This window comes from Paraniabella hibiscisoli, assembly GCF_022512515.1.
GTDB classification, from domain to species: Bacteria; Bacteroidota; Bacteroidia; order Chitinophagales; family Chitinophagaceae; genus Niabella; species Niabella hibiscisoli.
Genome location: NZ_JAKWBK010000001.1, coordinates 3,154,077 through 3,178,626, shown reverse-complemented (window position 1 = coordinate 3,178,626; position 24,550 = coordinate 3,154,077). Strand labels below are relative to the sequence as shown.

The following is a 24,550-nucleotide window of genomic DNA, read 5'->3' as shown; positions in this document are numbered from 1 at the left end:
TTCAGGCGGTCTTTGAAAAAGAGGCATCTAAACCAAGGCTGGTTTGTGCCGTTTTTTCCCAGCGCAGGTCATCATTACCCAACTGCAGTGGGCCAATGCCTGCCAAAGGAGTACCCGACACATCCGCATAAGGACTTCCACCCGACCACAAACCCCTGGCCGCAAAATCATCAATTCCTGCCTGGTTACCCGTAATGCCATAAGAAGCTCTCAGCTTCAGATCGCTGATCCAGGATACATCAAGCAGGAAGTTTTCTTTCTTTAACCTCCAGGAGGCACCGATTGCCGGGAAATACCCTCTGCGGTTGTTCTTACCAAATTTGGAAGACGCATCTGACCTGAAGCTTGCCTCAGCAAAATATTTATCTTCAAAGGAATAACCGATACGACCAAAATAAGAAGCAATAGAGTGTTTGGTCCAGCGATCACTTGCCAGTGTTGAAGCGGCGGAAGAAATGAGTTTGTAGTTGGAGTTAGCAAAACCATTGCCTTCCGCGTAAGTATATTTCAACGTATTGCTCTGTAAGGTATTCCCCAACAACACCGTAATATTGTGTGCATCAAATTTCCTGTTATAAGTTAATACCTGCTCATTGATCCAGGCATTATTTTGCGTTACCGATTCAATAGCCTTTCCATTAACCGCAGATCCTATAGAAGTTGCACTATTCCAGTATTGATATTCATCATACAAATTATAATCAGTGCTGATGCTCGATTTAAACTTCAATCCTTCCAGTATATTAAATTCGGCAAATGCGCTTCCCACATAGCGAAGGCTGACGGTGTTCACATCATAATTATCAACCAATGAATAAGTATTTTCCAAACCAATTAGTGCCCCTGATGCATCATGCGTTGAACTATAAGTAGAGCCGGTTATAGCCGATCCCCATAATCGCCCTTGAGGACCGTCGCCCAAACGGGCCTGGTTCCGGTAGCTTCGGGAAATACTGTTGGTAAGACCTATCTTCACCTTTTTCGATAACTGCTGATCAAAATTAAACTTGATGCTGGCCCGGTTAAAACCAATCACTTTAAAGAAGGCATCCTGGTCGGTATAACCTGCACCCAGGTAATACCTTGAGTTGTTGCTTCCTCCCTGGATACCGATATTATAATCCTGTATATATCCTTTTCTTAATAAAAAAGCTAAACGATCATAGGTCTGCTGATCTTCAGGTGCGCCCAGGCCACCCTGCGAAACAGGCCTGAAGGGGCTTTGAGCTGCCTGACCAGAATTCACCCAATACTCATTTACCAGCGTTGCTGCTTCCGGTCCGGATATCAGGTCGGGCAATACCGACTTATCTGCCTCCACCCAGCCATTGGAAACATTAATATCAACCTTGGTTTTGCTTGCGTAACTTCCTTTTTGGTTGTTACGATCACTACGCCGTTAGCACCACGGGAACCATAGATAGCCGTTGCCGAAGCATCCTTCAGCAACTCTATCGACTCAATATCCGCAGGGTTAATATCCGCTAAGGGAGAACTGCTCCTACCTCCCAGGTTGGTAGTTTGCAAACTGGTGTTATTTAAGAACACCCCGTCTATAATATATAAAGGATCGCTGCTTGAATTAATGGAAGTAGTTCCCCTCAGGCGCAGGAAAATACTTTCACCGGGAACACCCGAGTTGGTAATTACCTGCAAGCCTGCCGCCTTACCCTGTATCTGCGCGTCAAAGCTGGCTACGGGTATTTTATTTACTTCACCTGCATTGATTTTGGCAATAGACCCTACCACATCTGACCGGCGCTGGGTACCATATCCCACCACCACTACATCATCCAGCTGGCTTTTGGCCGGGGTGAGTTTTACATGTATAGGCGAACCATTGGCTAAAACAATTTTCTTTTCATAACCCACAAAGTTATAATGATATTATAAGGAAATTTTTGCCCGGTACGTAGTTCAAACTGCCCCCTGGCGTTAGTGGTAGTTTGGTTGGTCACACCTTCAATAGCAATATTAGCGCCCTCTAAAGGCTGATTCGTAATTTCATCTGCTACGGTACCTTCCAGTATAGAATTAACGGTAGGTGGATTTTGTGCCCTTAATAAAGGGGTAACGAAAAGAAATAGTACACAAAATAGTATACCATAAGAAGAAATGTTTGTTTGATTGCTCATTTTTTTGAATAGTTGGTTGCCCGGTTGGCTATAGACATAGCAATCCCACCGGCAACTGATGCACGTTTTAATGAATTACTTATAGTAAGGCTATTGCAAAAAAATCCTACTGAATATTCATCGTTATTGAGTTTTACAAACCCAATCAACGAAGAACACTGCTTAGGATAGCCTTACCTTAAAGTGATGATGATGGAAATAACGAGAAACAGTTAGCTACAACAACAGCATAAAGAAGATGAAGTAACTGACGACTCTAATGAATTTGCAGCCATCTTATAGAGAAAAAGACGGCCTGTTGTGTACCACACATAGTTTCCTGACTGGTTCATTTTTTTTAGTTTAGATTCTTGCTGCTGGTGGTTAACAGCAAATAGTCTATTATTTTAGTAGACAAAAATATTAAACTTTTTGTTTCTACCAAATTTTAAATGAGGCTTTTACAATTATTGTTCTGAAAAGCACTCCGGGGCCTCATTACAAATGATTAACACACCTCTTTAACACGATCATAAAAAATGTCTATGTTTTTCGGTGCACAATCCATGTAGCTGTACAGTTTTCTTATCATATTTACATAATAAGGATCTCAATTGCTATCGACCATCAACACAAATTCAACCAACCAGGCAAGATATTTTACCGGGGACTGGCATTAGAAAAGCCGGACAGGACCGCTGAAGCCGGGCAAAATTTCAGAAGTTGATTAACTATGCAAGAGATTACGAAAATGATACCATCCGTATTGATTTTTCCCGGTGTCGTTGCCCGATCTGACGATCTTTTATGACGACCTGGATATCAAAAATAAGCTTGTCATTAACTGGCGGCATTGGGACATTTAGGTCTTGATCATTCAGCGGAAGCACTGAAGTATTTCAATCAGGTAAAAGTGCAGGCCCCCTGTCACCTGGGAGCTTTTATACACGCTACTCAGCCGGAAGTTGCCGCTTTATAAAAATCTTTTCCGTTTACGGTAGTGTAGTGGCGACTCTCCCATGTACTTACTAAACAAACGTGAAAAATAGAACGGATCTTCCAGGCCCAATGTATAACAAAGTTCTTTTACGGGCATGTCGGTAAACTCCAGGTACTGACACGCCCTTTGAATTTTTAAATGATTAAAATATTCTAATGGAGAATGACCCGTTTTATTTTTGAACATAGCCGAGAAATGAGAGGAAGACATGTGTATCAGTGAGGCTAGATCTTTTAATGCTACCGTTTCCATAATATGCTCCTGCATGTATTCAACAACGATATCAATCTTGCTTTTTCCTCCTGGTAGGGCGGATTTAGAAATTGCGGGAAACAGAAAGTACCCAGGTAACTTGAAAACATCATATTCAGGTAAAACAGGTGATCTACACTATACCCCGACTCCAACGTGCGGTAGATATCGTCAAAAAGTATGGTTCGTTTTTCATTGTAAATAGCGCTGCCCACATGATGAATACAATTCTTTAACAGCAGTTCTATGAAATTACCGGAAGATACTCCATTAAAATGTGCCCAGTAAATAGACCAGGGCTGGTCTTCATCAGCCCCGTACCGATGTTTCACATCAGCAGGTATCACCAGGTACTCCCCCTCTTTAATAGTTAGTTTATTACCTGCAATGATAGCCCATCCTTTACCTCCTGTACAATAGATCAGGATATGCTGGCTGCAACCATGCTCCCGCTCACGGAAATGAAAGGCTGCCCTTGGATAATAACCAATATCTGTTACATACAGGTTAGACAACAACTGCTGATCCTGGCAAACCCGGATCACCTGGCGAGGCAAAACAATTGCTTTCTGCCCTTTGAATCCATCCTTTTTTTAACAATATCAGTTTGACTTTTTCCAGGCATAATTGTAAGATGAAAGATGTACTAAAATACTTTATTAGTTATTCTCTACCAATTTCACCCAACACGCATCTCTGGCTCCGGTTGTCAAACGAAACGAGGCTGCCCCCGGTTGAATGACGCCCAGCTCTTCGTTCGTCAAAAAATCCCTGATAATATAGGATCTATTTTTCCATTTTAGTTTTTCCTGCAGGAAGACATATTCAAAAGATCGGGTAGTATCAAAGTTTATGATGGCGGCGCTAATGGTATCGCCTGGCAGGTAAAAGCTCAATTGCTGATCTTCGCTTAACCCGTCAGCCACTTTAAGTGGTTGAAATGCCCGGGGTTGCTCAAAATAAAGGCAAAGAGCAGGGTTATCTAAAAACAGAGATGCCCTCGCTCTTGTTATACTATCCCTGAAATCAGAACCATCGCCTAAGGCACTACCCATAACAGCCATTGTGATCAAACGCACTTTTACATCCTGTTCACTGATTGCATTATTCTTTTGAAACTGTTTCATTACCGATACATCCATATTGGTAAAGGGCCATAAGCTTCCCTGCATCCATCCCAAATGCGAAGAGCTGATCATGGAAGCGGCTGTACTACCATAATGCGGAAAACCTTTCTGGTCATTTCTTAAATGCGAATAAACATCAGTAGAGAGAAAACGAATATGAGTATACTGACTGGGGAAAGTGGGTGATATAGCCTGTGTAATAAATACGTCCGGTCCGAGTATCGAATCGATCAATTTCTTTAACATACTCATTCCTTGATTGTAAGCCTGCAATCCTGAGCGCGTGTTCGGGTCATACCGGCTGGTCGATTCTAGTGCACCTGCTGTAAGGAAATCGATCTTTAAAAATCGTGCACCAATGGCTTTCGCCTTTTCTAATTCGCCTATGATACGTTTACGGGTTGCCGGGTGAGTGGGATCAAGCGGAAATGCACCAAATTCTCCATCCTTGTATACAATCGTTTTGCCGTTGTTGTCTTTCAATGTCACATCGCGTATATAGTCATCGGTATACTGCAGTTTGTCTTTTTCTACAGAAGATTTCCAGGTCCATACTGCAAACGGAATAAAATAAAAACCCAGCTCCTGGTTATTTTGTATACAATGCTCCCTGATTGACTTCAACACATCTTTATTGTAAATACCCTGATCATAAGAGTCGATGCTCATGTACACTTTTTTGTTAGCGGAAAAATGCTTTAAAGAAGCGATATAGTCTGATATCGCCAGTACCCCATCAGGCATCATCCGCTTTTCATATCCCAAAACGCCTTCCACACCAAAGCTATTCCAATAAAATGGAGCGTTCGAACTCCATTTTAACGAGACGTTTAGCTTTTGGTTCACTTTCCCGTAAGCTTCAAAAGCTGCTGTGCGGTTCTTTAAACCACAAACAAAAATCTCCGGACCTACAACTGTCTTGCCCACCATCGAACCATGTGCTACCATATCATGAGTACCGTCGTTACCACCATATTCAGCCGGCAATGAACTATTATCGGGTGTAGCGGTACCGCCATAAACAATAAATGAATCAAGCCGGTTTTTTTGAGCAGATAATATATACTGTATACCCGTCTTCCAGAAATCATGGGTAACAGCGCCAACCACCAACCCCGAAAGCTGTTCTGCATCATATAAAGAAGAAAAGCTGTAACCCACACCCCGAACCGTTTCCGGCTTCCATTTAGCCGTCAATACTTTGGTCCAGTTGTCATTATCAAAGGGCATATCCAGTACCCGGGGCTCGTTTCCCTTTACAAAGCCCGCTCCACCATGTAGTTTTGTCATCACCAAGGGGCTCATGTAGTTTACAGTCAACACCTCATTCTTTAAACTGGTAGCTGTAAGCCCTACCACAAAAAACGGCTGTGCCGTATAAACAGCAACAGACTGCACCAGCTTTAGCCCTATGCCCGGCTTTTGGTGCACTATATTTATCCGCTGTCCCCTTCCTATGGCATCATTGATCGATTGCACCTTAATTTCATGCTGTGTAAACTGATCACTGCTAAACATTTGCCCTCCAGGTTCCTTTATCATCGCCGTTGCGTGCTTCAGAAAGCTGCCGTCTTGAAAAAAATAGCTACTCTTACCTTCTTTCTTATCAATCACTACCCGGTAAAAAGGCGATTGGATCACCATACTATCTTTGAAATTCCGGAAAGTTTGTGCAGATACCCTATCCTGGATAACCAGCAGCAATAAACTAAGCAACAGCCATTTATTTGTTTTTTTCATATCATTTATTTTGCAAGCATGCCCTGAGCCAGGCATTCTCAAAAATGAGTAAAAGCTCATTAAATCGGATAGACAATCGTCCGCTTTCGCTGGATAATTATCTGCAAAATAAAAAAATTATACTAATAGAATAGTATAGTATAATTTTGAAAAAGAGCAGCATAGTAATGTACTGTTGCTATAATAACAATTGCCATGCAAACCGTATACGATCATATCAGGGAAATGGAGCATATTTCCGGGCTATCCAAACATGAACAATTCGTTCAGGGATTTCTAAATGCCGTAGATAACAAGGCCATTTCTAAAGGAGATATGCTTCCTTCTGTCAACAATTTAATTACTGAGTTAGGATTTGCCCGCGAAACCATTGCCAAAGCTTATAAGGAGCTGATCAGCCGTGGCATAGTAGAATCCAAAAACAGGATAGGCTTTTTTCTGGCGAAGGAAAATACCCGCAGCCAGCTCAGAATTGCATTGATCATCTTCGCTTTCGATAGTTTCCAGGAAGTATTTTATAAAACCTTCAGAAATCGCCTGGGTAAACAAACGCATATTGATATCTTTTTCCATCACAATAATATCGACGTTTTCGAAAGCATTATTGACCGGGTACGTGGCAAGTATAATATGTATGTGGTAGCGCCCATTCCACATAAAAATCAGGAGCCATCCTCAACTCTTTACCTAAGGATAAATTCCTGATGATTGACCGGCATTTGCCCCTGGCTAATGATGTTTCTCATGTCACCCAGGAGTTTTATCATTCATCGTATGCTGCATTTGCCCAGCTGGCCCCCGCTATCAAGAGTTTTAAAAAAATGCTGTATTATCATCGGCCCAATTCAGATACACCTGAAGAAATCCTCCAGGCATTTCAACAATTTGTAAAAGATTTTAAAGTCAGGCACGCTATACTGCCCGAATATATTCCAGGGTCCATTGAAGCCGGCTATGTATATTTCACTATCAATAATGCAGAGCTATGGATGATGTTAAAGGACGCCAAGCATAAAAAGCTAAAACTTGGGAAGGATCTTGGTATATTATCGCATAATGATGAAATTGTAAAAGAGATCATATTTGACGGTATTACCACCTATTCTACCAGTTTTGAAACGATGGCGGAAAGAGCAGCGGAGTTTATTCTTCATCGCAAAAAATACAGGAAACAATTCCCACGGTTCTGATCAGGCGAGGTTCTCTTTAATTTATAAACTCTAACTATGTTTATCAGCTTTTTCCTCTTACTGGTAATTGCTGCAGCAGTTTCGGTATATACTACCCGGAAGCAAAGCAAAACGACCGTTGGTCATTACCTGGGAAGCAGAAGCCTTAATTTCTGGATGGTGGGCTGCTCACTCTTTTTAACCAATATGAGCGCCAACCAGTTCGTAGGCGAAAACGAATTTGTGTACACTACCAATATGACGGTTATGTGCTGGGGCATGAGCTCTATATTGGCGATGATACTGGTGTCGGAGTTTTTAATGCCGGTGTATCTCCGAATCGGAGCGATGACTACTCCCGATTTCCTGGGAATCAGGTTTGACAAACAAACACAGCGGCTGGTATCCATTATCTTTCTTTTAAGCTATGCGATCAACCTGGTTCCAGCGGTGCTCTATGGATGTGCTGTAGCTATGAATGGTATTTTTCAGCTAGACACTTTATTGGGCCTCGACTATTTCACTACTATCAGGTTGCTGGTAGCTTTTATTGGTGTAACGGGTTGCCTGTACGCCATACTAGGTGGACTAAAAGCTATTACTATTAATGATATAGTACAAGGGATCAGCATGGTAGCAGGCGGCATACTGATCACCTGGGTTGGATTAAAGTTTTTAGGAGACGGGAGTCTGACCGTTGGTGTTGACAAGCTTCTGGGCAATAACCGGGAGCATCTGAACGCCATAGGAAAACCTGGAACGCCGATACCCTTTGGCACACTATTCACAGGCATGCTCATCATTAATATCTATTACTGGGGCATGGAGCAATATATTGTTCAGCAGTCGCTGGCGGCGCGTAACCTGGCAGAAAGCCAAAAAGGTATTTCCCTGGCCTGTGTTGGAAAACTATTTGCACCAATCCTTTTAAATGTACCGGGACTCATAGCCTTACAGCTATACCCTGGTTTGGAAAAACACCACGCAGGTTTTTCCCAAAATGGTTACAGGCACGTTACCTCCACTCATTACAGGTCTTATTGCGGCAATTGTGTTTGGCGGAGCCTTAAGCACTTTCAACGCTGGCCTGAACAGTATCGGCACGTTATTTACGATGAATCTTTATAAACCCTGGCTGGAAAAAGAAACTATGTAATTAACGACAAAAAACTGGTGCAAAGAGGAAGACTCATCCAGTTAGGGATTACATTAACTGCTATTATCTTCTCTCCTATATCATGTTTTTTAGCGGTGGCTTTTACAGCTACCTGCAAAAGGTAGCCAGCTATTTTAGTGTACCGGTATTCACCATTATGCTGGTAGGTTTGATAACCCGTAAAGTGCCGGCCATAGCGGCTAAAGCAGGACTGATCTTCTTCGTATCTACTTATATCGCTACCCAGCTGTTCGTTGATACCGGCCTTCATTATCTTCATATACTGGCGATACTATTTATAGTAACCAGCCTGCTTATGTTGTTAATAGGCCGATGGATGCCCCGCGAACACCCCTTTGTCATAGAGAATCACGCCAAAGTGAATCTTACTCCCTGGAAGCAGCGGTATATCTACTATTTTTTGCTGATTGCTTTAATGACCGGAATGTTCTTTCTTTTTCGCCCCTGGGTATTGCAAAATAAGCATTGCGAAGCGCACAGAGAATTGTACATTCTTTTCATAAAAATGTCTATTGTACCAGCCGCAGGTTCATGATAATTTAGCCATCCTGATTGAAATGTAGATAAATCCAAAAAAATTTGTTTGTAAAAAATTAAATATTAATTTTGGTATAGTATAGTATAGTACAGATTGCTTTTTACTGATTTGCTTGACTCACTTTTTTAATAATTGCTTAAAATGAATAACCGATTGCCTTGTATTTCGGGAGGGAAACGAAACTCCTTTCTATGCCGTACCTGGATGCTGGTAGCTTTGCTTTTAGCCTGCTGCCTGGCCCAGGCGCAAACCAGACCGATCATTGGAACCGTAAGAGATAGTTCGGGAAAAATGATGGACGGCGTTAATATTATCATCTCAAACAAACAAAAGGTTGGAACAGCAACCGACAAAAACGGACGTTTTGTACTGGACGTAAATGACGGCGACTCTTTGCGCTTTTCCTACGTTGGGTTTTCGGATGAAACGGCCTATGTTACAGTAGACACCAAGAGTATAGACATCCTCATGACTCAAACGGTATTCCAGGCGGGTGATGAAGTAGTAGTTACTGCTTTCGGACGAAAAGAAAGAAAAGAAGCAGTGGTTGGGTCAGTGACCACCATACAGCCGGGAGAATTGAAAATACCTGCAAGTAACTTAACGAATGCAATGGCGGGGAAAATAGCCGGTGTTATCTCTTTTCAGCGGGGAGGCCAGCCGGGGCTCGACAATTCTAACTTTTTTATCCGCGGCGTAACCACTTTGGGATATAGTGCGAGCCCGCTTATACTGGTAGATAATATAGAACTATCAGCGAATGACCTCGCACGTTTGCAGGTGGATGATATTGCCAGCTTCTCTATTTTAAAGGATGCGAGCGCCGCAGCGCTGTATGGTGCCAGAGGCGCCAATGGCGTTATTTTGGTTACTACAAAAGATGGTAAAATGGGTAAGGCAAAAGTGGACCTGCGTGTTGAAACAGCGTACTCCATGCCTACAAAAAGTTTAGAGTTGGCCGACCCTATCAGTTATATGAAGCTATACAACGAAGCACTGATCACGAGAAATCCCCTGGCAACACCCCGGTATGATCAAAATAAGATACAGGGCACTCAGAATACTCTTAACGGAGCAGGTGGAGCAAATCCCTATGTATATCCTGCTGTAGACTGGATGGATGAACTGTTTAAAGACAGAACAACCACACAGAGGGCGAATTTTAGTGTAAGTGGCGGAAATACCAATGCGAAATACTATATAGCCGGGTCCTATTCAAACGATAACGGTATACTAAAAGTAAATCCTGTCAATAATTTCAACTCAGGAATGAAATTTGAGAATTACCAGCTCAGGGCCAATACGGGTCTGAAAATCACCAATACTACGGATGTAAACGTTAGGTTATGGGGTAATTTTAACGATTACATAGGTCCTATTTCTAACCAGGGTTCTTCTTTTGCCACAGATCTTTATTCCCAGGTATTACATGCCAACCCGGTTGATTTTCCAGCTTACTATTTACCTGATAGTGCTAACCGTAATACCAGGCATATCCTTTTTGGCAACAATATAACTAACACTGGAAGCCTGCAAAACAATCCGTATGCTTCATTAATGTATGGATACAAGAGCTTTAACGAATCTCGCATGTCCGCCCAGTTTGAGCTCAACCAAAAATTAAGTTTTATAACCCCGGGTCTCGTTTTCTCGGGTTTGTTCAGCACCAACCGGTACGCTTATTCAGATGTAAGTCGCAATTACCTGCCCTTCTACTATTCGCTTCAACGATACGATCTGCAAACCGGCAGTTATGCACTAAACTGGCTTAATAACCAGCCAGGACAGGCTCAGGAATTTCTGAATTTCAACCCGGGTGGTAAAAGTGTAAATACCTATTTGTATATGCAGGGTAGATTAGACTACGACAAACGTTTCGAAGATCATAATGTAACTGCCTCCCTCGTTGGTACCAGGCAACAAACCATCAATCCCAACGCCAATGATCCGTTAACGAACGCCCCTTCATTACTCTATTCATTACCTTTCAGAAACTTAGGATTTTCAGGAAGGGCAGGCTACTCGTATAGTAATAAGTATTTCTTTGAGTTCAACTTTGGATATAATGGGTCAGAGCGCTTTGCGGCAGATCATCGCTGGGGTTTCTTCCCAACAGTAGGCGCCGGCTGGGTTGTATCAAATGAAAAGTTCTGGAGTGAAAATATTTCTAAAGTAATAACCAGGCTGAAGCTGCGCGGTAGCTACGGAATGGTGGGTAACGACAATATAGGGAGTCAAAGATTCTTTTACCTATCCAGCGTACAGCCTAATGGCGGCCCGGGCGCCGTCTTTGGAACCAATAACTCTATCGGAAAAAATGGTACCGCAATTTACGCATATCCTAATCCTGATGTAACCTGGGAAAAATCAAAAAAATCAAATTTAGCCGCCGAGATCACCTTCTTTGACAAGCTGAATATAGTAGCGGAAGTATACCAGGAAAACCGGTATGATATCCTTATCAGGAGAGGATATATACCCATTACAGTTGGTATTGAGGGCTCAGCCAACAACAACCTCCAATCAAACCTCGGAACAGCTTCTTCAAAAGGTATTGATTTAAACGTCAACTACAAACAAACGATCAGTAAAGATTTATGGGCTTCTGTGTTGGGCAATTTAACCTGGACCTCCAATAAAGTTGGACACTGGGAAGAGCCCGAATACAGGTACAATTATCGTTTTTACTCGGGGCAGCCCATTGGTCAACCCTTTGGATACATTGCTGAGCGTCTTTTTGTAGATGACAAAGAAGCTGCCAACTCTCCTATACAGCAATTTGGCAATACACTTCCTATGGGCGGTGATATTAAATACCGCGACATTAACGGAGACGGTATTATCAACCAGGACGACCAGGTACCTATCGGGTTACCTTCTACACCGCAGGTTATTTATGGATTTGGATTTTCGATTGGATATAAAATGTTTGACATCAGTGCATTCTTCCAGGGGTCGGCCAGATCATCATTCTTCATAGACCCGTCCTCCGCTACAGATTTTGGAAGCGGACGCTTTGGTACCGCTCCTTTCGCCAACAATGCACAAATACTACAGGCATACGCAGATAATCATTGGTCTGAAGAGAACCAAAACCTGTATGCCTTATGGCCCAGGTTGTCTGTAATAGACATTCCTAATAACCAGCAACAAAGTACCTGGTGGCTCAGAGATGGCACTTTCCTGAGATTAAAGTCTTTGGAAGCCGGTGTCACCATGCCACGTAACTGGTCCAAAAAAGTTTTCATGGATGATGTGAGGCTCTACTTCAGCGGACTAAACCTTATTACCTTCAGCAAATTTAAACTATGGGATGTAGAGCAGGCGGGCAACGGCTTTGCCTATCCTATCCAGAAGGTATACAACCTTGGGCTTAAACTCAACTTCTAATTTCTACTTAAAGAATACACAATGAAAGTCCTTTTAAGTTATATCACGATTGCTATATTCCTGCTATCAGCACCGTCCTGTGGTAAGTATCTCGATGTGATTCCCGATAATGTAGCCACACTGAGCAGTTCATTTTCTAATGCCAATGAAACAGAAGCTTATCTATTTGGTTGCTATTCCAATTTGCAGCAGTTGGCAGACATTAGGCGCAATGCAGGATTTACATCCTCAGGGGAAGTATTATTTCCTGTAAATATGCAGGACCAAACCACATTAGGCGGCGCAGGCGGCGATGTAGGCTTTAACCTTATGCGCGGTTTACAAAACAGTGCTAATCCGGTTCTAAACTACTGGGATGGTTACAACATGGGATTAAAACTGTACGAATCCATCCGGATGTGTAACACTTTTATAGACAACATTAATGTGCCGCTGGACATACAAACTTTTCAGAAAACACGCTGGGTAGCTGAGGCAAAATTTTTAAAGGCCTACTACCACTACTGGCTGATCAGGATGTATGGTGCCATTCCTATTGCAGATAAAGCGATTGCCATTAATGCCACTACCCAGGAGGTGAGGCAGGAGCAACAACCTTTAGACTCCTGTTTTAATTATGTGGTGAACTTACTGGATGAAGCGGCGGCTGGTTTGCCACCGGCTATTCAGAATGCGGCAGCCGAAGCGGGCAGGGTTACATCGGCTATAGCAATGGCCGTCAAAGCAGAAGTATTAACCACCCAAGCCAGCCCCTTGTTTAACGGCAATCCTGATTATGCAGGGTTCAAAAGAAAGACGGAACTAATCTTTTCCCAACAGCAACAGACCCCGCTAAATGGCAGCGGGCGGCAGCTGCCTGTAAAGCAGCTATCGATGCAGCACAGGCTGCCGGCAATAGCTTCTACCAGTTACGTACAGTTGGCAATATTGTACGCATGTCTGATACTACCCGAAAATTGTTAACGCTTCAGGGTGCATTTGTTGACGGCTGGAACTCGGAGCAGGTATGGACCTTAAACCCTTATTTTGGCTGGCAATACATGGCTATGCCGAGAGTAACGTCCGAAGCTGCGGCTAATGTATTTGCTGTTTACTCTAACTTTTCGGTACCTATTGCAGAAAGTGAGATCTTTTATACAAATAATGGAGTTCCTATTAATGAAGACAAGAACTGGGATTTTCCTAACCGGTATAAAACGCAGACTGGAGATGACCAGCATTTTTACTATATAAGGAAAGGATATACCACCGCAAAGGGTAATTTTTTTAGAGAGCCCCGGTATTATGCCAGTGTTTCTTTTGATGGCGCCAACTGGTTTGGCTCCGGTACTACTGATGACCGGGTTTCGAACTATGTAAATGCCGTAGATGGTTTTGCCGCTCCACCTGACAGACTCCGGTATAATGCTACGGGATACTGGCCCAAAAACTGGTTTCTTACTTATCCGTTCCGGGACAAAACTCGGTATGGTTTCAATATCCCTGGACTTTTATGAGATTATCAGGTCTTTATCTTTTATATGCAGAATGTTTAAATGAAGCAAATGGACCTTCTAGCGAGGTTTACACACTCATTGACCAGATAAGAGCAAAGGCCGGATTGGAAGGCGTAGTAAATGCCTGGAGTAAATATTCAAGAACACCCGGAAAACCTAATACAAAAGACGGGCTTCGCCAGATCATTCACCAGGAAAGAAGAATTGAGCTTGCTTTTGAAGGACAGGCAGGATGGGACTTACGCAGATGGAAGGAACTACAGGCCGTATTATCTACTCCCTTCCAGGGATGGAGCGTTTTTAATAAAACCGTTAATGGCTACTATCAGCTTTCAACTGTATATCAGCCTTCCTTTGGGCTAAGAGATTACTTATTCCCTATACAGGATTATGATATGCTGGTCAACCCTAATCTTGTACAAACTCCTTATTGGTAACAGTTAAAATTCATATCCATGTTCACTACAAACAATAGCAAACTACTCATCCTTTTCCTCGGGATACTGTTTACACTTGTTGCCTGCCAAAAAGTAAGCGATTATAATGATACAGTATCGGGCGACACAACAAAGCCAGATCCGGTATCTAATGTAAAAGTGGTAAATTTTAACGGTGGCGCGTATATCACTTACACTTTACCCAAATCTGACAATATACTGTACGTACAGGCCAACTATAAGATCAATAATACGGCAAGCCGGCAAACCAAATCATCTTACTACTCTGATAGCATTACGGTGAGTGGCTTTGCCGAAAGTAAAGAGTACCAGGTGGTATTGAGAACCGTAAGCCGGGCTAATGTATCCTCAGATTCCATCGTTGTTACGGTACGTCCTGATACCCCACCCTATTTATTGGCATTACCCACCGTATCGATGAGAAATGATTTCGGAGGCGTAAAAATAGACGTGGTAAACAAACTCAAAGCCAACATCGGTATTATAACCATTGCACAGGATGCGACTACCAGGCAACTGGAGATTGTAAATCAGAACTATACCAATTCTGACTCTATTAGTTATAGCCTGCGCGGATACGACACCATTCCCAAGCAGTTTGGTATTTATGTAACAGATCAGTGGGGAAATATTTCCGACACTGTTTTCTCTACTATAAAGCCTATTTATGAAACGTTGATAGACAAATCCCGCTTCAGTGAATACCGTTTGCCTTCAGATGCAAGAACAGGATTTGGCTGGGTAATGTCTAACCTGTGGAACGGCAATACCGGCTCACCCGGTTATCATACGGAGCAACCCATTCAACCTTTGGTTTGGCCGGCCACCATTACCTTCGACATAGGGCAAAGCGCCAAGCTAAGTCGATATACCATTTGGAACAGGGGTATTGACGGAAGCGGCAACTGGCTATGGCAGGCAGGAGCCCCCTCACCTGGGTATTATGGGGTAGAACTTCTACGCCAACCGACGAGACCTTACCCAATGCAGATAACCTGCCTGCAGTAGGACAAGCAACTGCCAATGGCTGGATCAATCTCGGTTACTTCAGGTTAAAAGATAAACCGTCCGGTTTACCCAATCCGCAATATACCGATGCGGATCTGCAGTTCTGGAATGCCGGGTTCAGTTATGACTTTTCGCTGGACTTACCTAAAGTGCGTTATATAAGACTCCAGTGTTTACAGAATGTATCCCTAACTAACAATTTTTTCAATATTGCCGAACTGTCATTTTGGGGAGATCCCAGGTAACGCATTGATTGACTACAAATTTTATTGTCATGAACAAACAAAAATATATACCGGCTGGGCCGTAGCAATATTACTATTAAGTTTTGCAGCCTGCAGCACCGATCCTGACGACTTTAAATCTTTTTTAAACAATACTGAGATAAAATATCCCGGCAAAATCACCAACGCTTTTGCAAGACCAGGAAACAAAAGAGTCGTTTTAGGCTGGAACCCAAGCCCCGACCAGAGTATCAGCAAGTATGTAGTATTCTGGAACAATGGCTCCGATTCTCTGATAGTTCCGGCCAACACACATCGCCCCACAGACACCATACAAACCATCATAGCTAACCTCCAGGAGTATACTTATTCATTCTTTGTATACTCTTACGACGAGAAAGGTAACAGGTCTATACCAACAGAAATTTCAAATGCACGGGTATATGGATCTACTTATCAAAACAACCTTTATAACCGCCCGTTGGACGCCAGTCCTACCGGATTTGATAATGGGAATATATCCCGTTTAAAGATCAATTTCCTGGTACCTGACACCGTAAATATTACAACCCGAATTCGCTACACCAGCTTATCCGGAACAGAAAAAGATGCTTATATCAAAGCCGGAGATAATAGTATCATTATTCCTGACTATAAGATCGGTTCACGGGTTACCTATCAATCATACTATGCACCTAATAGTATAGCAATTGATACTTTTGCTACTAATTTTATAGATACCATTCCTGTTGCAACAGTGATAGCCGCCGATAAAAGTTTATTTAAAGAGCTATCGTTGTACGGAGATGGCCAATCCTGGGATGGCTCTTATGAGACTTCACTAAGGCAAATTTGGGATGGCGCAACATCGCCACAGGGATGGCAAAACTGTTTTCATAGCAATGGTAATAAATCACTGCCCTACCCTATCAGTTTCGATATGGGTGCTGTTTATAACAAGTTAAATGCTATGGAAATGATCGGAAGGGATTGCTGTCACAATCCTGTGGATTATGAAATTTGGGGAAGTAACAGTTTAACTGTACCTTCTCTCGAAGGAAACAATTCGAATTGGGCAACGCAAATGGCTGCAAGCGGATGGACTCTTTTGGCAGATGTACAAAGAACAGATAATGGAATAGCCCCGTATAAAACCACGTTGAAGAGCAATCCGCCACCAGTACGTTATATAAGGATCAGGATAAAAAAGTAGCCAGCGGAGACAGCCAGTATAGTAATATTACTCAGGTTACCTTTTGGAATGATTATGCACAATAAAACATTTACCCTTTAACTAACCGGATACATGCAAAGAACCTTTAGTACCGTTTTATTTTTAATTCTACTGTCGTCTGCCTTGCACGCTGAAATATGGCTGCCTAAAATCTTTACCAGCCATATGGTTTTGCAACGCGATCAACCCCTGACAATATGGGGTAAGGCAGGCAATAATGAGCCTATAAAAGTGAGCATTAACGGGCAGCAGGTATCTGCCTCTTCTAACTCGAACGGAGATTGGAAGATCATTTTAAAACCCATGCGCTGGGGCGGCCCCTATGATCTTACCATAACAAGTTCGGACGACAAGAAAGTTTTGCAAAATATATTAATCGGCGATGTATGGATCTGCAGCGGGCAATCCAATATGGAAATGCCAGTATCCGGCTGGTCTAAGGTAAATAACGCCGAACAGGAAATTGCGGCAGCCAATTATCCCAAAATCCGGTTATTTACTGTAGAAAAAGCCACCAGCTTTGTGCCTCAAAAAGATGTGGCCGGCGGACAATGGCTGGAATGCAGTTCAGCCAATATCCCTTCCTTTTCTGCGGTTGCTTATTTCTTTGGCAGAAAGATCAACCAGGATACGAAAATTCCTGTGGGGCTGATCAGCACTAATTGGGGAGGCACTAATATACAGGCATGGACCAGCTGGCCGGCAATTTCTGCCTTTGAGGGCTACAGTCATCTCGACCCGGTAAAAATGAAGCAAACTTTTGCAGAACAGGATGAAAGAAGAAAAGCATACAACCTGGCCCTGGAAACGGATCCGGGCAGCAAAGAGGCCTGGTATAAGAATGATCAAACAGAGGGCTGGAATACCATACAAATGCCTTCCACATGGGAGGCGTCTGAAATTGGCAATACAGATGGCATTATCTGGTTCAGGAAAAGTTTTGAGCTGGACGCAGTTCCCTCCGATCAGAATATTCTTTTGCACCTGGGTGCTATTGATGATGCAGACTCAACCTATATTAATGGCATACTGGTGGGCAGCGACAATATATGGAACAAAAACCGGGTATACCCCATCAGCGCGTCTGTATTGAAACAAGGCAAAAACACCATCACCATAAAAATGATTGACGGAGCTGCACAGGGCGGTATGTTAGGGAAACCTGAAGATCTTTTTATAAGTATGGGTAACGAAAAGATCCCGGTTTCAGGAGCCTGGTATTATAAGCCTTCCGTTATCTCTAAACAGTATAATTTGATTGAGACAGGACCTAATGCCTTTCCTTCACAATTATTCAATGCCATGATCAGCCCGGTTACAGATCTTAAAATAAAGGGCGCTATATGGTACCAGGGAGAAGCAAATGTAAATGAAGCAGTACGCTACCAGCAATTATTTCCTGCTATGATAGCTGATTGGCGAAAAGCATGGGGGTATAATTTCCCCTTTATATGGGTGCAGCTGGCTAATTACCTGGAGCGAAAAAAGAACCCGCAGCCAGTGCCTGGGCCGAGCTAAGAGCTGCGCAGCACCAAACACTTTCTATTCCTAATACAGGTGAAGCATTGGCAATCGATATCGGCGAAGCCAATGATATACACCCCCGCAACAAGCAGGATGTAGGTATACGGCTTGCTTTAGCAGCTGAAAAAATTACTTACGGCAAAAATATAGTTGCATCAGGGCCTGTGTTCACTTCTGCAAAAACAGATGGCGACAAGATCATACTCAGCTTTAAGCATACAGGTGGTGGCCTGGTTGCAAAAAATGGAAAGTTAAGGGGCTTTGCAATTGCCGGAGCCGATCAGCAATTTGTTTGGGCCGAAGCAACAATAACCGGCGATAAAGTAATAGTGAGCAGCCCCTCGATGAAATACCCGGTGGCGGTGCGTTATGCCTGGGCAGACAATCCCGATGCAAGTTTATATAATAAGCAAAACCTGCCGGCATCTCCCTTCCGTACAGATAACTGGCCATTGACCACGGCTGGCTGGAAGAAATTTTAGTAACCTCATAAATGTTCAAACAGTATATTGATGAAATATATAACAAGAACCAGTGTTTTCATTGTAGCATTTTTTATCGCTAGCAACAATAGTTTCGCCCAAACCAATAAAGGCCTGAAGTTGTGGTATGACCGGCCGGCGGCCGTATGGGAAGAGACCCTGCCTCTTGGTAATGGCCGTTTAGGTATGATGCCCGATGGTGGTATCGCCAAAGAAAATATTGTATTGAATGATATAACGCTTTGGTCTGGATCAGAACAGGATGCCAATAATTACGAAGCCAATCAATACCTACCTGAAATCAGGAAAATGCTGGCAGCCGGTAAAAACGACGATGCACAGGACCTGATCAATAAACATTTTATTTGTAAAGGACCCGGATCGGGTGGTAAACAATGGGGTTGTTTCCAGGTGTTGGGAAACCTCACAATCAATTATCATTATAATCAATCTAACACAAGCACAACTGATTATTACCGGTCCTTGCAATTGGACCAGGCCCTGGCTACAACAAGCTTCAAAACGGGTGGCGTAACTTATACAAGAGAATATATCACCAGCTTTGGAACAGATGTGGGCATTATCAAACTAACCAGCAGTAAACCCGGCGCCCTAAACTTTTCATTCAGTTTATCAAGACCTGAACGATTCAACGTAAAAGTAAAAGATCAGATTGTTGGTATATATGGACAATTGGATAATGGTACCGATGGCAAAGGCATGCAATATATGGCGCTGGCTTCGGTGAAGCTGTCGGGCGGTGGATCGGTTAACACAAGCGATAAAGAGGTATCGGTAGCCAATGCTACTACAGCTTACATCTACGTATCTATGGGTACTGATTTCAAAAACCCCGGATTTGAAAGTAAAACCCGGCAGTTATTGCAAACTGCCATGAGTAAAAACTATCTGTCAGAAAAAACGATTCATACCCAGAATTTTCGAAAACTTTTTAACCGTTTCTCTCTAAGCCTGGGTGCCGGTGAGAACAGTAGCTTATCTACTGATAAAAGATTAGATCTTTTCTATAAGAATCCGCAGAGCGACAACGCCTTGCCCGTTCTGTTTTTGCAATACGGACGGTATCTTAGCATCAGCAGCACCCGTGTAGGGCTGTTACCTCCCAACCTGCAGGGGCTTTGGGCCAACCAGGTCAATACACCCTGGAACGGCGATTATCATTTAGATATTAATGTGGAAATGAATCACTGGCACCTGGAGGCAGCCAACTTATCGGAGCTGAACCTACCCCTTGCCGAGCTGGTAAAAGGCCTGGTGAAGAATGGGGAGCGCACTGCCAAAGCTTATTACAATGCCAACGGATGGATTGCTCATGTAATCACCAATGTTTGGGGCTTTACAGAACCCGGGGAGAGCGCTTCCTGGGGTATTGCCAATTCCGGTTCGGGATGGCTATGTGAAAATCTTTGGGCTCATTATGCTTATACAAAAGACAAAAAATACTTAAAAGATATTTACCCGGTTTTAAAAGGCTCAGCACTTTTTTACCGGGATGCATTGGTTACGGACCCTAAAACCAAATGGCTGGTTACGGCGCCTTCGGTATCACCCGAAAATACTTTTGTATTGAACGGTAAACATGTTAATGTTTGCATGGGACCTACTATCGATAACCAGATCACCCGGGAGCTTTTTAACAATGTGATTGAAGCATCGAAGATCCTGAATGTTGATGCAGCATTCAGAGCTGACCTTACCCAAAAGCTAAAACAGATCCCGCCGGCCGGACGTATTGCCAGCGATGGAAGAATTATGGAATGGCTGGAGGAGTATAAAGAGGCAGATCCGCAGCACCGCCATATTTCTCATTTATGGGGACTTTATCCCGGCTCTTCGATCACTGCCAATAAAACACCTCAACTGATGGAAGCAGCCAAAAAAACTTTAGAAGTTAGAGGCGATGATGGACCGAGCTGGGCAATTACCCACAAGCAACTGTTTTGGGCGCGTTTACATGATGGAGAAAGAGCCTTTAAATTGTTGAAAGAAGTTTTACGCCCAACTTTAAAAACAGACATCAATTATGGCGCCGGTGGCGGTGTTTATCCGAACCTGCTTTCAGCAGGACCTCCCTTCCAGATTGACGGTAACTTTGGAGGAAGTGCCGGTATACTGGAAATGTTGCTGCAAAGTCATGACGGCTATATCGAACTATTGCCTTCCATTCCTGAGATCTGGAAAAAGCAGGGGTCTATAAAAGGTATTAAGGCCCAGAATAATATCACCATCGATATGCAATGGGTTAACGGAAAAGTAACCAACTATAAACTTTATGCGCCTGTTAAGCAACAGGTAAAACTAAAAGTAAACGGGCAGATAATTAATGCAACCACTATTGCACGATAATTTACTTAATACACTATTTATAAAAAACAGGATATGAGATTTGCTTTGAAAGGTTTGTGGACAGTAATAGTATGTGTAGTATCAATGCCGCATTGGCACAGGAACAGATCATTCCGGTAACAACAGCAGAGAATGCTATGGTATTGAAAGTGGACCAGCAAAAAAACTTTCCATGTTATACTATGGAAAAAAACTTAACAGTATTAATGAGTATGCTTTAATTACAAATGCATACCGGCAAACGGCTGACTATACGGAAGTAGCCGATGCAGCCTATACCGCTTCCGGTTCCCGGAATTTACTGGAGCCTGCCATTACTGTAACGCATGCCGATGGTAACAATTCGCTCGATCTTCGCTATGTACAGCACGAGCAAAAAGACCTAGGTAATGGTGTCAGCCAGCTGTCCATTATATTGAAAGATCCGGTTTACAATTTCCAGGTAACCTTATTTTATAAGTCATACTTCAAACAGGATGTTGTTGAACAATGGGCCGTGATCAGGCATGCCGAGAAATCGAATGTAACCCTGCATAAATATGCATCGGCCAATCTCCATATAAAAGGCAAAAGCTTTTGGCTTACCCAGTATCATGGCGATTGGGCTAAAGAAATGCAGAGTGAAACCTCCAAGCTCACCCATGGCATTAAAACGCTGGACAGCAAACTGGGCACCAGGGCCAATTTATTTCAGCCTTCGGTGTTTATGGTATCGCTGGATCAGGCAGCAACTGAGGACGAAGGCACGGTTTTATATGGGGCGCTGGAATATAGCGGCAACTTCAAAACCGACCTGGAACTGGACTACCAGAATAACCTGCGTATTATATCGGGCATCAATAACTATGCTTCTGCTTACACTTTAAAACCCAACGAAGATTTTGTAACTCCGGGATTCTTATATACGTTATCTCACGAGGGCAAGGGAAGCGCCAGCCGTAAGCTACAGGATTGGGCACGCCATTACAAAGTGCTGGATGGTAAAAAAGACAGGCTTACTTTATTAAATAACTGGGAAGCCACTTATTTCGATTTTGACGAAACCAAGCTAAAGGAGCTCATAAAAGACACAAAAGAAACTAGGTGTAGATTTATTTCTTTTAGACGACGGCTGGTTCGCGAATAAATATCCCAGGAACGGTGATGTGGCCGGGTTAGGGGATTGGGAGCCTAATAAGAAAAAACTACCTAATGGTATCGGCACGCTGGTAAAAGAAGCAGCCAACAACCAGGTAAAATTCGGCATCTGGATTGAGCCCGAAATGGTCAATCCTAAAAGCGAATTGTATGAGCAGCATCCAGATTGGGTAGTAAAGCAACCGCAACGGGCAGAACATTATTTCAGGAATCAACTGGTACTGGACCTCAGTAATCCCAAGGTACAGAACTTTGTATTTCAAGTAGTAGATGACCTGTTCACACAAAACGGGGAACTGGCTTATATTAAATGGGATTGCAATGCCGTTATTTACAATGCCCACTCGGCTTATCTTAAAAACCAATCGCATTTTTATATTGAGTACATGCGTGGATTATACAATGTACTAAAGCGGATCAGAAGCAAATATCCTACAGTACCCATGATGCTTTGCTCTGGTGGTGGCGGTCGTGTAGATTACGGCGCACTGGAATACTTCACGGAGTTCTGGCCTAGCGACAACACCGATCCGCTGGAACGGATATTTATGCAATGGGAGTATTCTTACTTCTACCCTGCCATTACGAGCGCCAACCACGTAACCGACTGGGGTAAGCAACCCATTAAATTCAGAACAGATGTAGCCATGATGGGCAAACTTGGTTTTGATATCGTTGTAAAACATTTAAGCGAAAAAGATCTTCAATATTGCCAGGATGCAATCAAACAGTACAATACTTTTAAAGATATTGTATGGTTTGGTAATCAGTACCGGTTAGCTAACCCTACAGAAGGCGATATAGCATCGATGGCCTATATTAACGAGGATAAATCGAAAGGTGTTATTTTCAATTACCTGGTGAATAACCGGTATGGTTCAGGAAGTATTTATCCTGTTCGCCTCAAAGGTCTTAACCCGGCGGCAAAATACAAGATCACCGAAACTTGTTTATACCCGGGAACTAAAACGGCTATAGATGAATCAAAAACTTACAGTGGTGAATTTTTAATGACTATTGGCTTTAACCCGGTAGTGAATGCGCAAAGAACCAGTGTGGTGTTGAGGATTGAGAAGGCCGGATAAATTTCACTTTAAAATTCTTTTCTTTCATACCGCAGTTGGTGTTTTTCACCACTTCACTGGTGTCGTTCTGCCTGTTTCAATCAGGTGCTGCAAGCCTCATACAGTACACCACGTATACCAGCTTTTTTGAGATAGAAGTTCATGCCGCAGTTGGTGTTTTTCACCAATTGCACTGGTCGTTCAGCCAGTTTCAATAAGTGGCAGCAAGCCTGATGCAGTATATGGCGTATAACAGCTTTTTCAAATACAAGTTAAACTTAAGCAAGTCAGAACACCCGAAACGCCGGCTGCCTGACCCGTTTTTCTCCCCTTTTATGTTTTTATTATTTGTTGAGAGCTCCGCTTGCGGGGCTTTTTTTATGGGGGGGGGGTACCTAAAAGGTGGGGGTACCCAGCCTACGCCTACGCTCGCGGGGTATTTACCTGCGTTGTACCTACCGTAAGCTAAGTGGTTGCAAATGAGATAGAGGTCGTCCCGATCTTTTGCTTCGCTGCCGGTATGCGGAGGTGAACCCCGGCTCTGTTTCCTTCGCAGGCATCTGTTTTACCTGCAGCCAATGGGTGTGTACCAATGCTGCAGGGTTGATACCCTTCGGCTACAAAGCTTTTATACTCCCCGGCAAAGCCTGGCACCCCAACTACCTGCCTAAAACCCATGCCGGCGATGGTGCGTATTGCAACAGCAAAGCTCCACATCCCACAGCCGAAGCTGATCAACAGGCCGGCGCAGGTATTACTCCCTCAACCGATGGTTTTCCGCGGAACGCCGATGGTAATTGATGCTTGGCCGAAGGAAACTGGTGGGTTGAGCTGTTTAGCCTATTTGAGCAACGACTGGAAACTCATCAAAACCCTTTTCCAGAAAAAACAATCAGGTGATTGTCGATTCAAAAAATACGCCTTATAGAATTGAGCTCTACACTACATAAAATGTGTGGCGAGGATTTTAGGCTGGAAGATTTTTGGGGTTAATTAAGAGGTGGAATTTTCGACACAGTATCTTTACCTGAACGTTCACGATTGCTTTT

22 protein-coding genes and 3 pseudogenes are annotated in these 24,550 nt (G+C 43.1%); 18 read left to right on the top strand and 7 right to left on the bottom strand.

The features are described 5' to 3' along the window. Position 1: 1 nt before the first annotated feature. The 6 genes from MKP07_RS41305 to MKP07_RS19810 all read right to left on the bottom strand — a co-directional run bounded on the left by MKP07_RS41305 (position 2) and on the right by MKP07_RS19810 (position 6,233). Positions 2 to 1,321 (bottom strand): SusC/RagA family TonB-linked outer membrane protein, encoded by a 1,320-nt coding sequence (locus tag MKP07_RS41305; protein WP_240848724.1) that lies wholly within the window; start codon positions 1,319 to 1,321, stop codon positions 2 to 4. Further along, the gene (locus MKP07_RS19830; RefSeq protein ID WP_240848723.1) at positions 1,288 to 1,872 is read right to left on the bottom strand and encodes a TonB-dependent receptor plug domain-containing protein; all 585 of its coding nucleotides are present in this window, start codon (positions 1,870 to 1,872) and stop codon (positions 1,288 to 1,290) included. The genes MKP07_RS41305 and MKP07_RS19830 overlap by 34 nt, the downstream gene beginning before the upstream one ends. Beyond that, the gene (locus MKP07_RS19825) at positions 1,845 to 2,135 is read right to left on the bottom strand and encodes a carboxypeptidase-like regulatory domain-containing protein (RefSeq protein WP_240848722.1); all 291 of its coding nucleotides are present in this window, start codon (positions 2,133 to 2,135) and stop codon (positions 1,845 to 1,847) included. The genes MKP07_RS19830 and MKP07_RS19825 overlap by 28 nt, the downstream gene beginning before the upstream one ends. Positions 2,136 to 3,087: 952 nt before the next feature. Further along, on the bottom strand, positions 3,088 to 3,381 hold the full coding sequence (locus MKP07_RS19820) for a helix-turn-helix domain-containing protein (protein WP_240848721.1): 294 nt from the start codon (positions 3,379 to 3,381) through the stop codon (positions 3,088 to 3,090). Continuing rightward, on the bottom strand, positions 3,354 to 3,923 hold the full coding sequence (locus MKP07_RS19815) for an AraC family ligand binding domain-containing protein (protein WP_240848720.1): 570 nt from the start codon (positions 3,921 to 3,923) through the stop codon (positions 3,354 to 3,356). Before MKP07_RS19815 ends, MKP07_RS19820 begins: the two co-directional genes overlap by 28 nt. A gap of 102 nt (positions 3,924 to 4,025) precedes the next feature. Then, complete coding sequence (locus MKP07_RS19810; protein ID WP_240848719.1) at positions 4,026 to 6,233, bottom strand: alpha-amylase family protein; 2,208 nt, start codon at positions 6,231 to 6,233, stop codon at positions 4,026 to 4,028. Between the two features lie 195 nt (positions 6,234 to 6,428). On the opposite strand from MKP07_RS19810, the gene MKP07_RS19805 reads away from it, so the two are divergent. The 17 genes and pseudogenes from MKP07_RS19805 to MKP07_RS19725 all read left to right on the top strand — a co-directional run bounded on the left by MKP07_RS19805 (position 6,429) and on the right by MKP07_RS19725 (position 23,522). Next, positions 6,429 to 6,938: a GntR family transcriptional regulator gene (locus tag MKP07_RS19805; protein WP_240848718.1), complete on the top strand. Its 510-nt coding sequence runs from the start codon at positions 6,429 to 6,431 to the stop codon at positions 6,936 to 6,938. Continuing rightward, complete coding sequence (locus MKP07_RS19800) at positions 6,938 to 7,423, top strand: aldo-keto reductase family protein (protein WP_240848717.1); 486 nt, start codon at positions 6,938 to 6,940, stop codon at positions 7,421 to 7,423. The genes MKP07_RS19805 and MKP07_RS19800 overlap by 1 nt, the downstream gene beginning before the upstream one ends. A gap of 36 nt (positions 7,424 to 7,459) precedes the next feature. Continuing rightward, positions 7,460 to 8,308 (top strand): annotated as a pseudogene (locus MKP07_RS19795) (sodium:solute symporter family transporter); the annotation flags it as partial. A 94-nt stretch (positions 8,309 to 8,402) separates the two neighbouring features. Next, the gene (locus MKP07_RS39045; protein ID WP_262919384.1) at positions 8,403 to 8,558 is read left to right on the top strand and encodes a hypothetical protein; all 156 of its coding nucleotides are present in this window, start codon (positions 8,403 to 8,405) and stop codon (positions 8,556 to 8,558) included. Positions 8,559 to 8,640: 82 nt separating this feature from the next. Beyond that, positions 8,641 to 9,114, top strand: a complete 474-nt coding sequence (locus MKP07_RS19790) for an SLC5/6 family protein (RefSeq protein WP_240848716.1) — start codon at positions 8,641 to 8,643, stop codon at positions 9,112 to 9,114. Between the two features lie 144 nt (positions 9,115 to 9,258). Beyond that, the gene (locus tag MKP07_RS19785) at positions 9,259 to 12,507 is read left to right on the top strand and encodes a SusC/RagA family TonB-linked outer membrane protein (protein ID WP_240848715.1); all 3,249 of its coding nucleotides are present in this window, start codon (positions 9,259 to 9,261) and stop codon (positions 12,505 to 12,507) included. Positions 12,508 to 12,528: 21 nt separating this feature from the next. Then, positions 12,529 to 13,470: a RagB/SusD family nutrient uptake outer membrane protein gene (locus tag MKP07_RS19780; RefSeq protein WP_240848714.1), complete on the top strand. Its 942-nt coding sequence runs from the start codon at positions 12,529 to 12,531 to the stop codon at positions 13,468 to 13,470. Then, positions 13,443 to 14,440 (top strand): annotated as a pseudogene (locus MKP07_RS42780) (RagB/SusD family nutrient uptake outer membrane protein). The gene MKP07_RS19780 and the pseudogene MKP07_RS42780 overlap by 28 nt, the downstream one beginning before the upstream one ends. An 18-nt stretch (positions 14,441 to 14,458) precedes the next feature. After that, complete coding sequence (locus MKP07_RS19765; RefSeq protein WP_240848712.1) at positions 14,459 to 15,469, top strand: DUF4959 domain-containing protein; 1,011 nt, start codon at positions 14,459 to 14,461, stop codon at positions 15,467 to 15,469. Beyond that, on the top strand, positions 15,373 to 15,714 hold the full coding sequence (locus MKP07_RS19760) for a DUF5000 domain-containing lipoprotein (RefSeq protein ID WP_240848711.1): 342 nt from the start codon (positions 15,373 to 15,375) through the stop codon (positions 15,712 to 15,714). The genes MKP07_RS19765 and MKP07_RS19760 overlap by 97 nt, the downstream gene beginning before the upstream one ends. After that, on the top strand, positions 15,680 to 16,906 hold the full coding sequence (locus tag MKP07_RS19755; protein WP_240848710.1) for a DUF4998 domain-containing protein: 1,227 nt from the start codon (positions 15,680 to 15,682) through the stop codon (positions 16,904 to 16,906). The genes MKP07_RS19760 and MKP07_RS19755 overlap by 35 nt, the downstream gene beginning before the upstream one ends. A 186-nt stretch (positions 16,907 to 17,092) precedes the next feature. Next, positions 17,093 to 18,445 (top strand): sialate O-acetylesterase, encoded by a 1,353-nt coding sequence (locus MKP07_RS19750; protein ID WP_240848709.1) that lies wholly within the window; start codon positions 17,093 to 17,095, stop codon positions 18,443 to 18,445. Positions 18,446 to 18,492: 47 nt separating this feature from the next. Further along, positions 18,493 to 18,933 (top strand): hypothetical protein, encoded by a 441-nt coding sequence (locus MKP07_RS19745; protein ID WP_240848708.1) that lies wholly within the window; start codon positions 18,493 to 18,495, stop codon positions 18,931 to 18,933. A gap of 30 nt (positions 18,934 to 18,963) precedes the next feature. Further along, on the top strand, positions 18,964 to 21,300 hold the full coding sequence (locus MKP07_RS19740) for a glycoside hydrolase family 95 protein (RefSeq protein ID WP_240848707.1): 2,337 nt from the start codon (positions 18,964 to 18,966) through the stop codon (positions 21,298 to 21,300). Between the two features lie 172 nt (positions 21,301 to 21,472). Continuing rightward, entirely contained in the window at positions 21,473 to 22,426 is a 954-nt protein-coding gene (locus MKP07_RS19735) for a glycoside hydrolase family 36 N-terminal domain-containing protein (protein ID WP_240848706.1), read from the top strand. Positions 22,427 to 22,439: 13 nt separating this feature from the next. Beyond that, positions 22,440 to 23,141: pseudogene (locus MKP07_RS19730) on the top strand (glycoside hydrolase family 36 protein); the annotation flags it as partial. A 105-nt stretch (positions 23,142 to 23,246) separates the two neighbouring features. Then, positions 23,247 to 23,522: a GH36 C-terminal domain-containing protein gene (locus MKP07_RS19725; protein ID WP_240850952.1), complete on the top strand. Its 276-nt coding sequence runs from the start codon at positions 23,247 to 23,249 to the stop codon at positions 23,520 to 23,522. A gap of 444 nt (positions 23,523 to 23,966) precedes the next feature. On the opposite strand, the gene MKP07_RS19720 is transcribed toward MKP07_RS19725, so the two are convergent. After that, positions 23,967 to 24,179, bottom strand: coding sequence for a hypothetical protein (locus MKP07_RS19720; RefSeq protein ID WP_240848705.1), 213 nt, complete (start codon positions 24,177 to 24,179; stop codon positions 23,967 to 23,969). Between MKP07_RS19720 and MKP07_RS19715 the strand changes: the two genes are divergently transcribed. Beyond that, entirely contained in the window at positions 24,178 to 24,429 is a 252-nt protein-coding gene (locus MKP07_RS19715; RefSeq protein WP_240848704.1) for a hypothetical protein, read from the top strand. The two genes, MKP07_RS19720 and MKP07_RS19715, sit on opposite strands and share 2 nt — an antisense overlap. Positions 24,430 to 24,550: the final 121 nt, after the last annotated feature.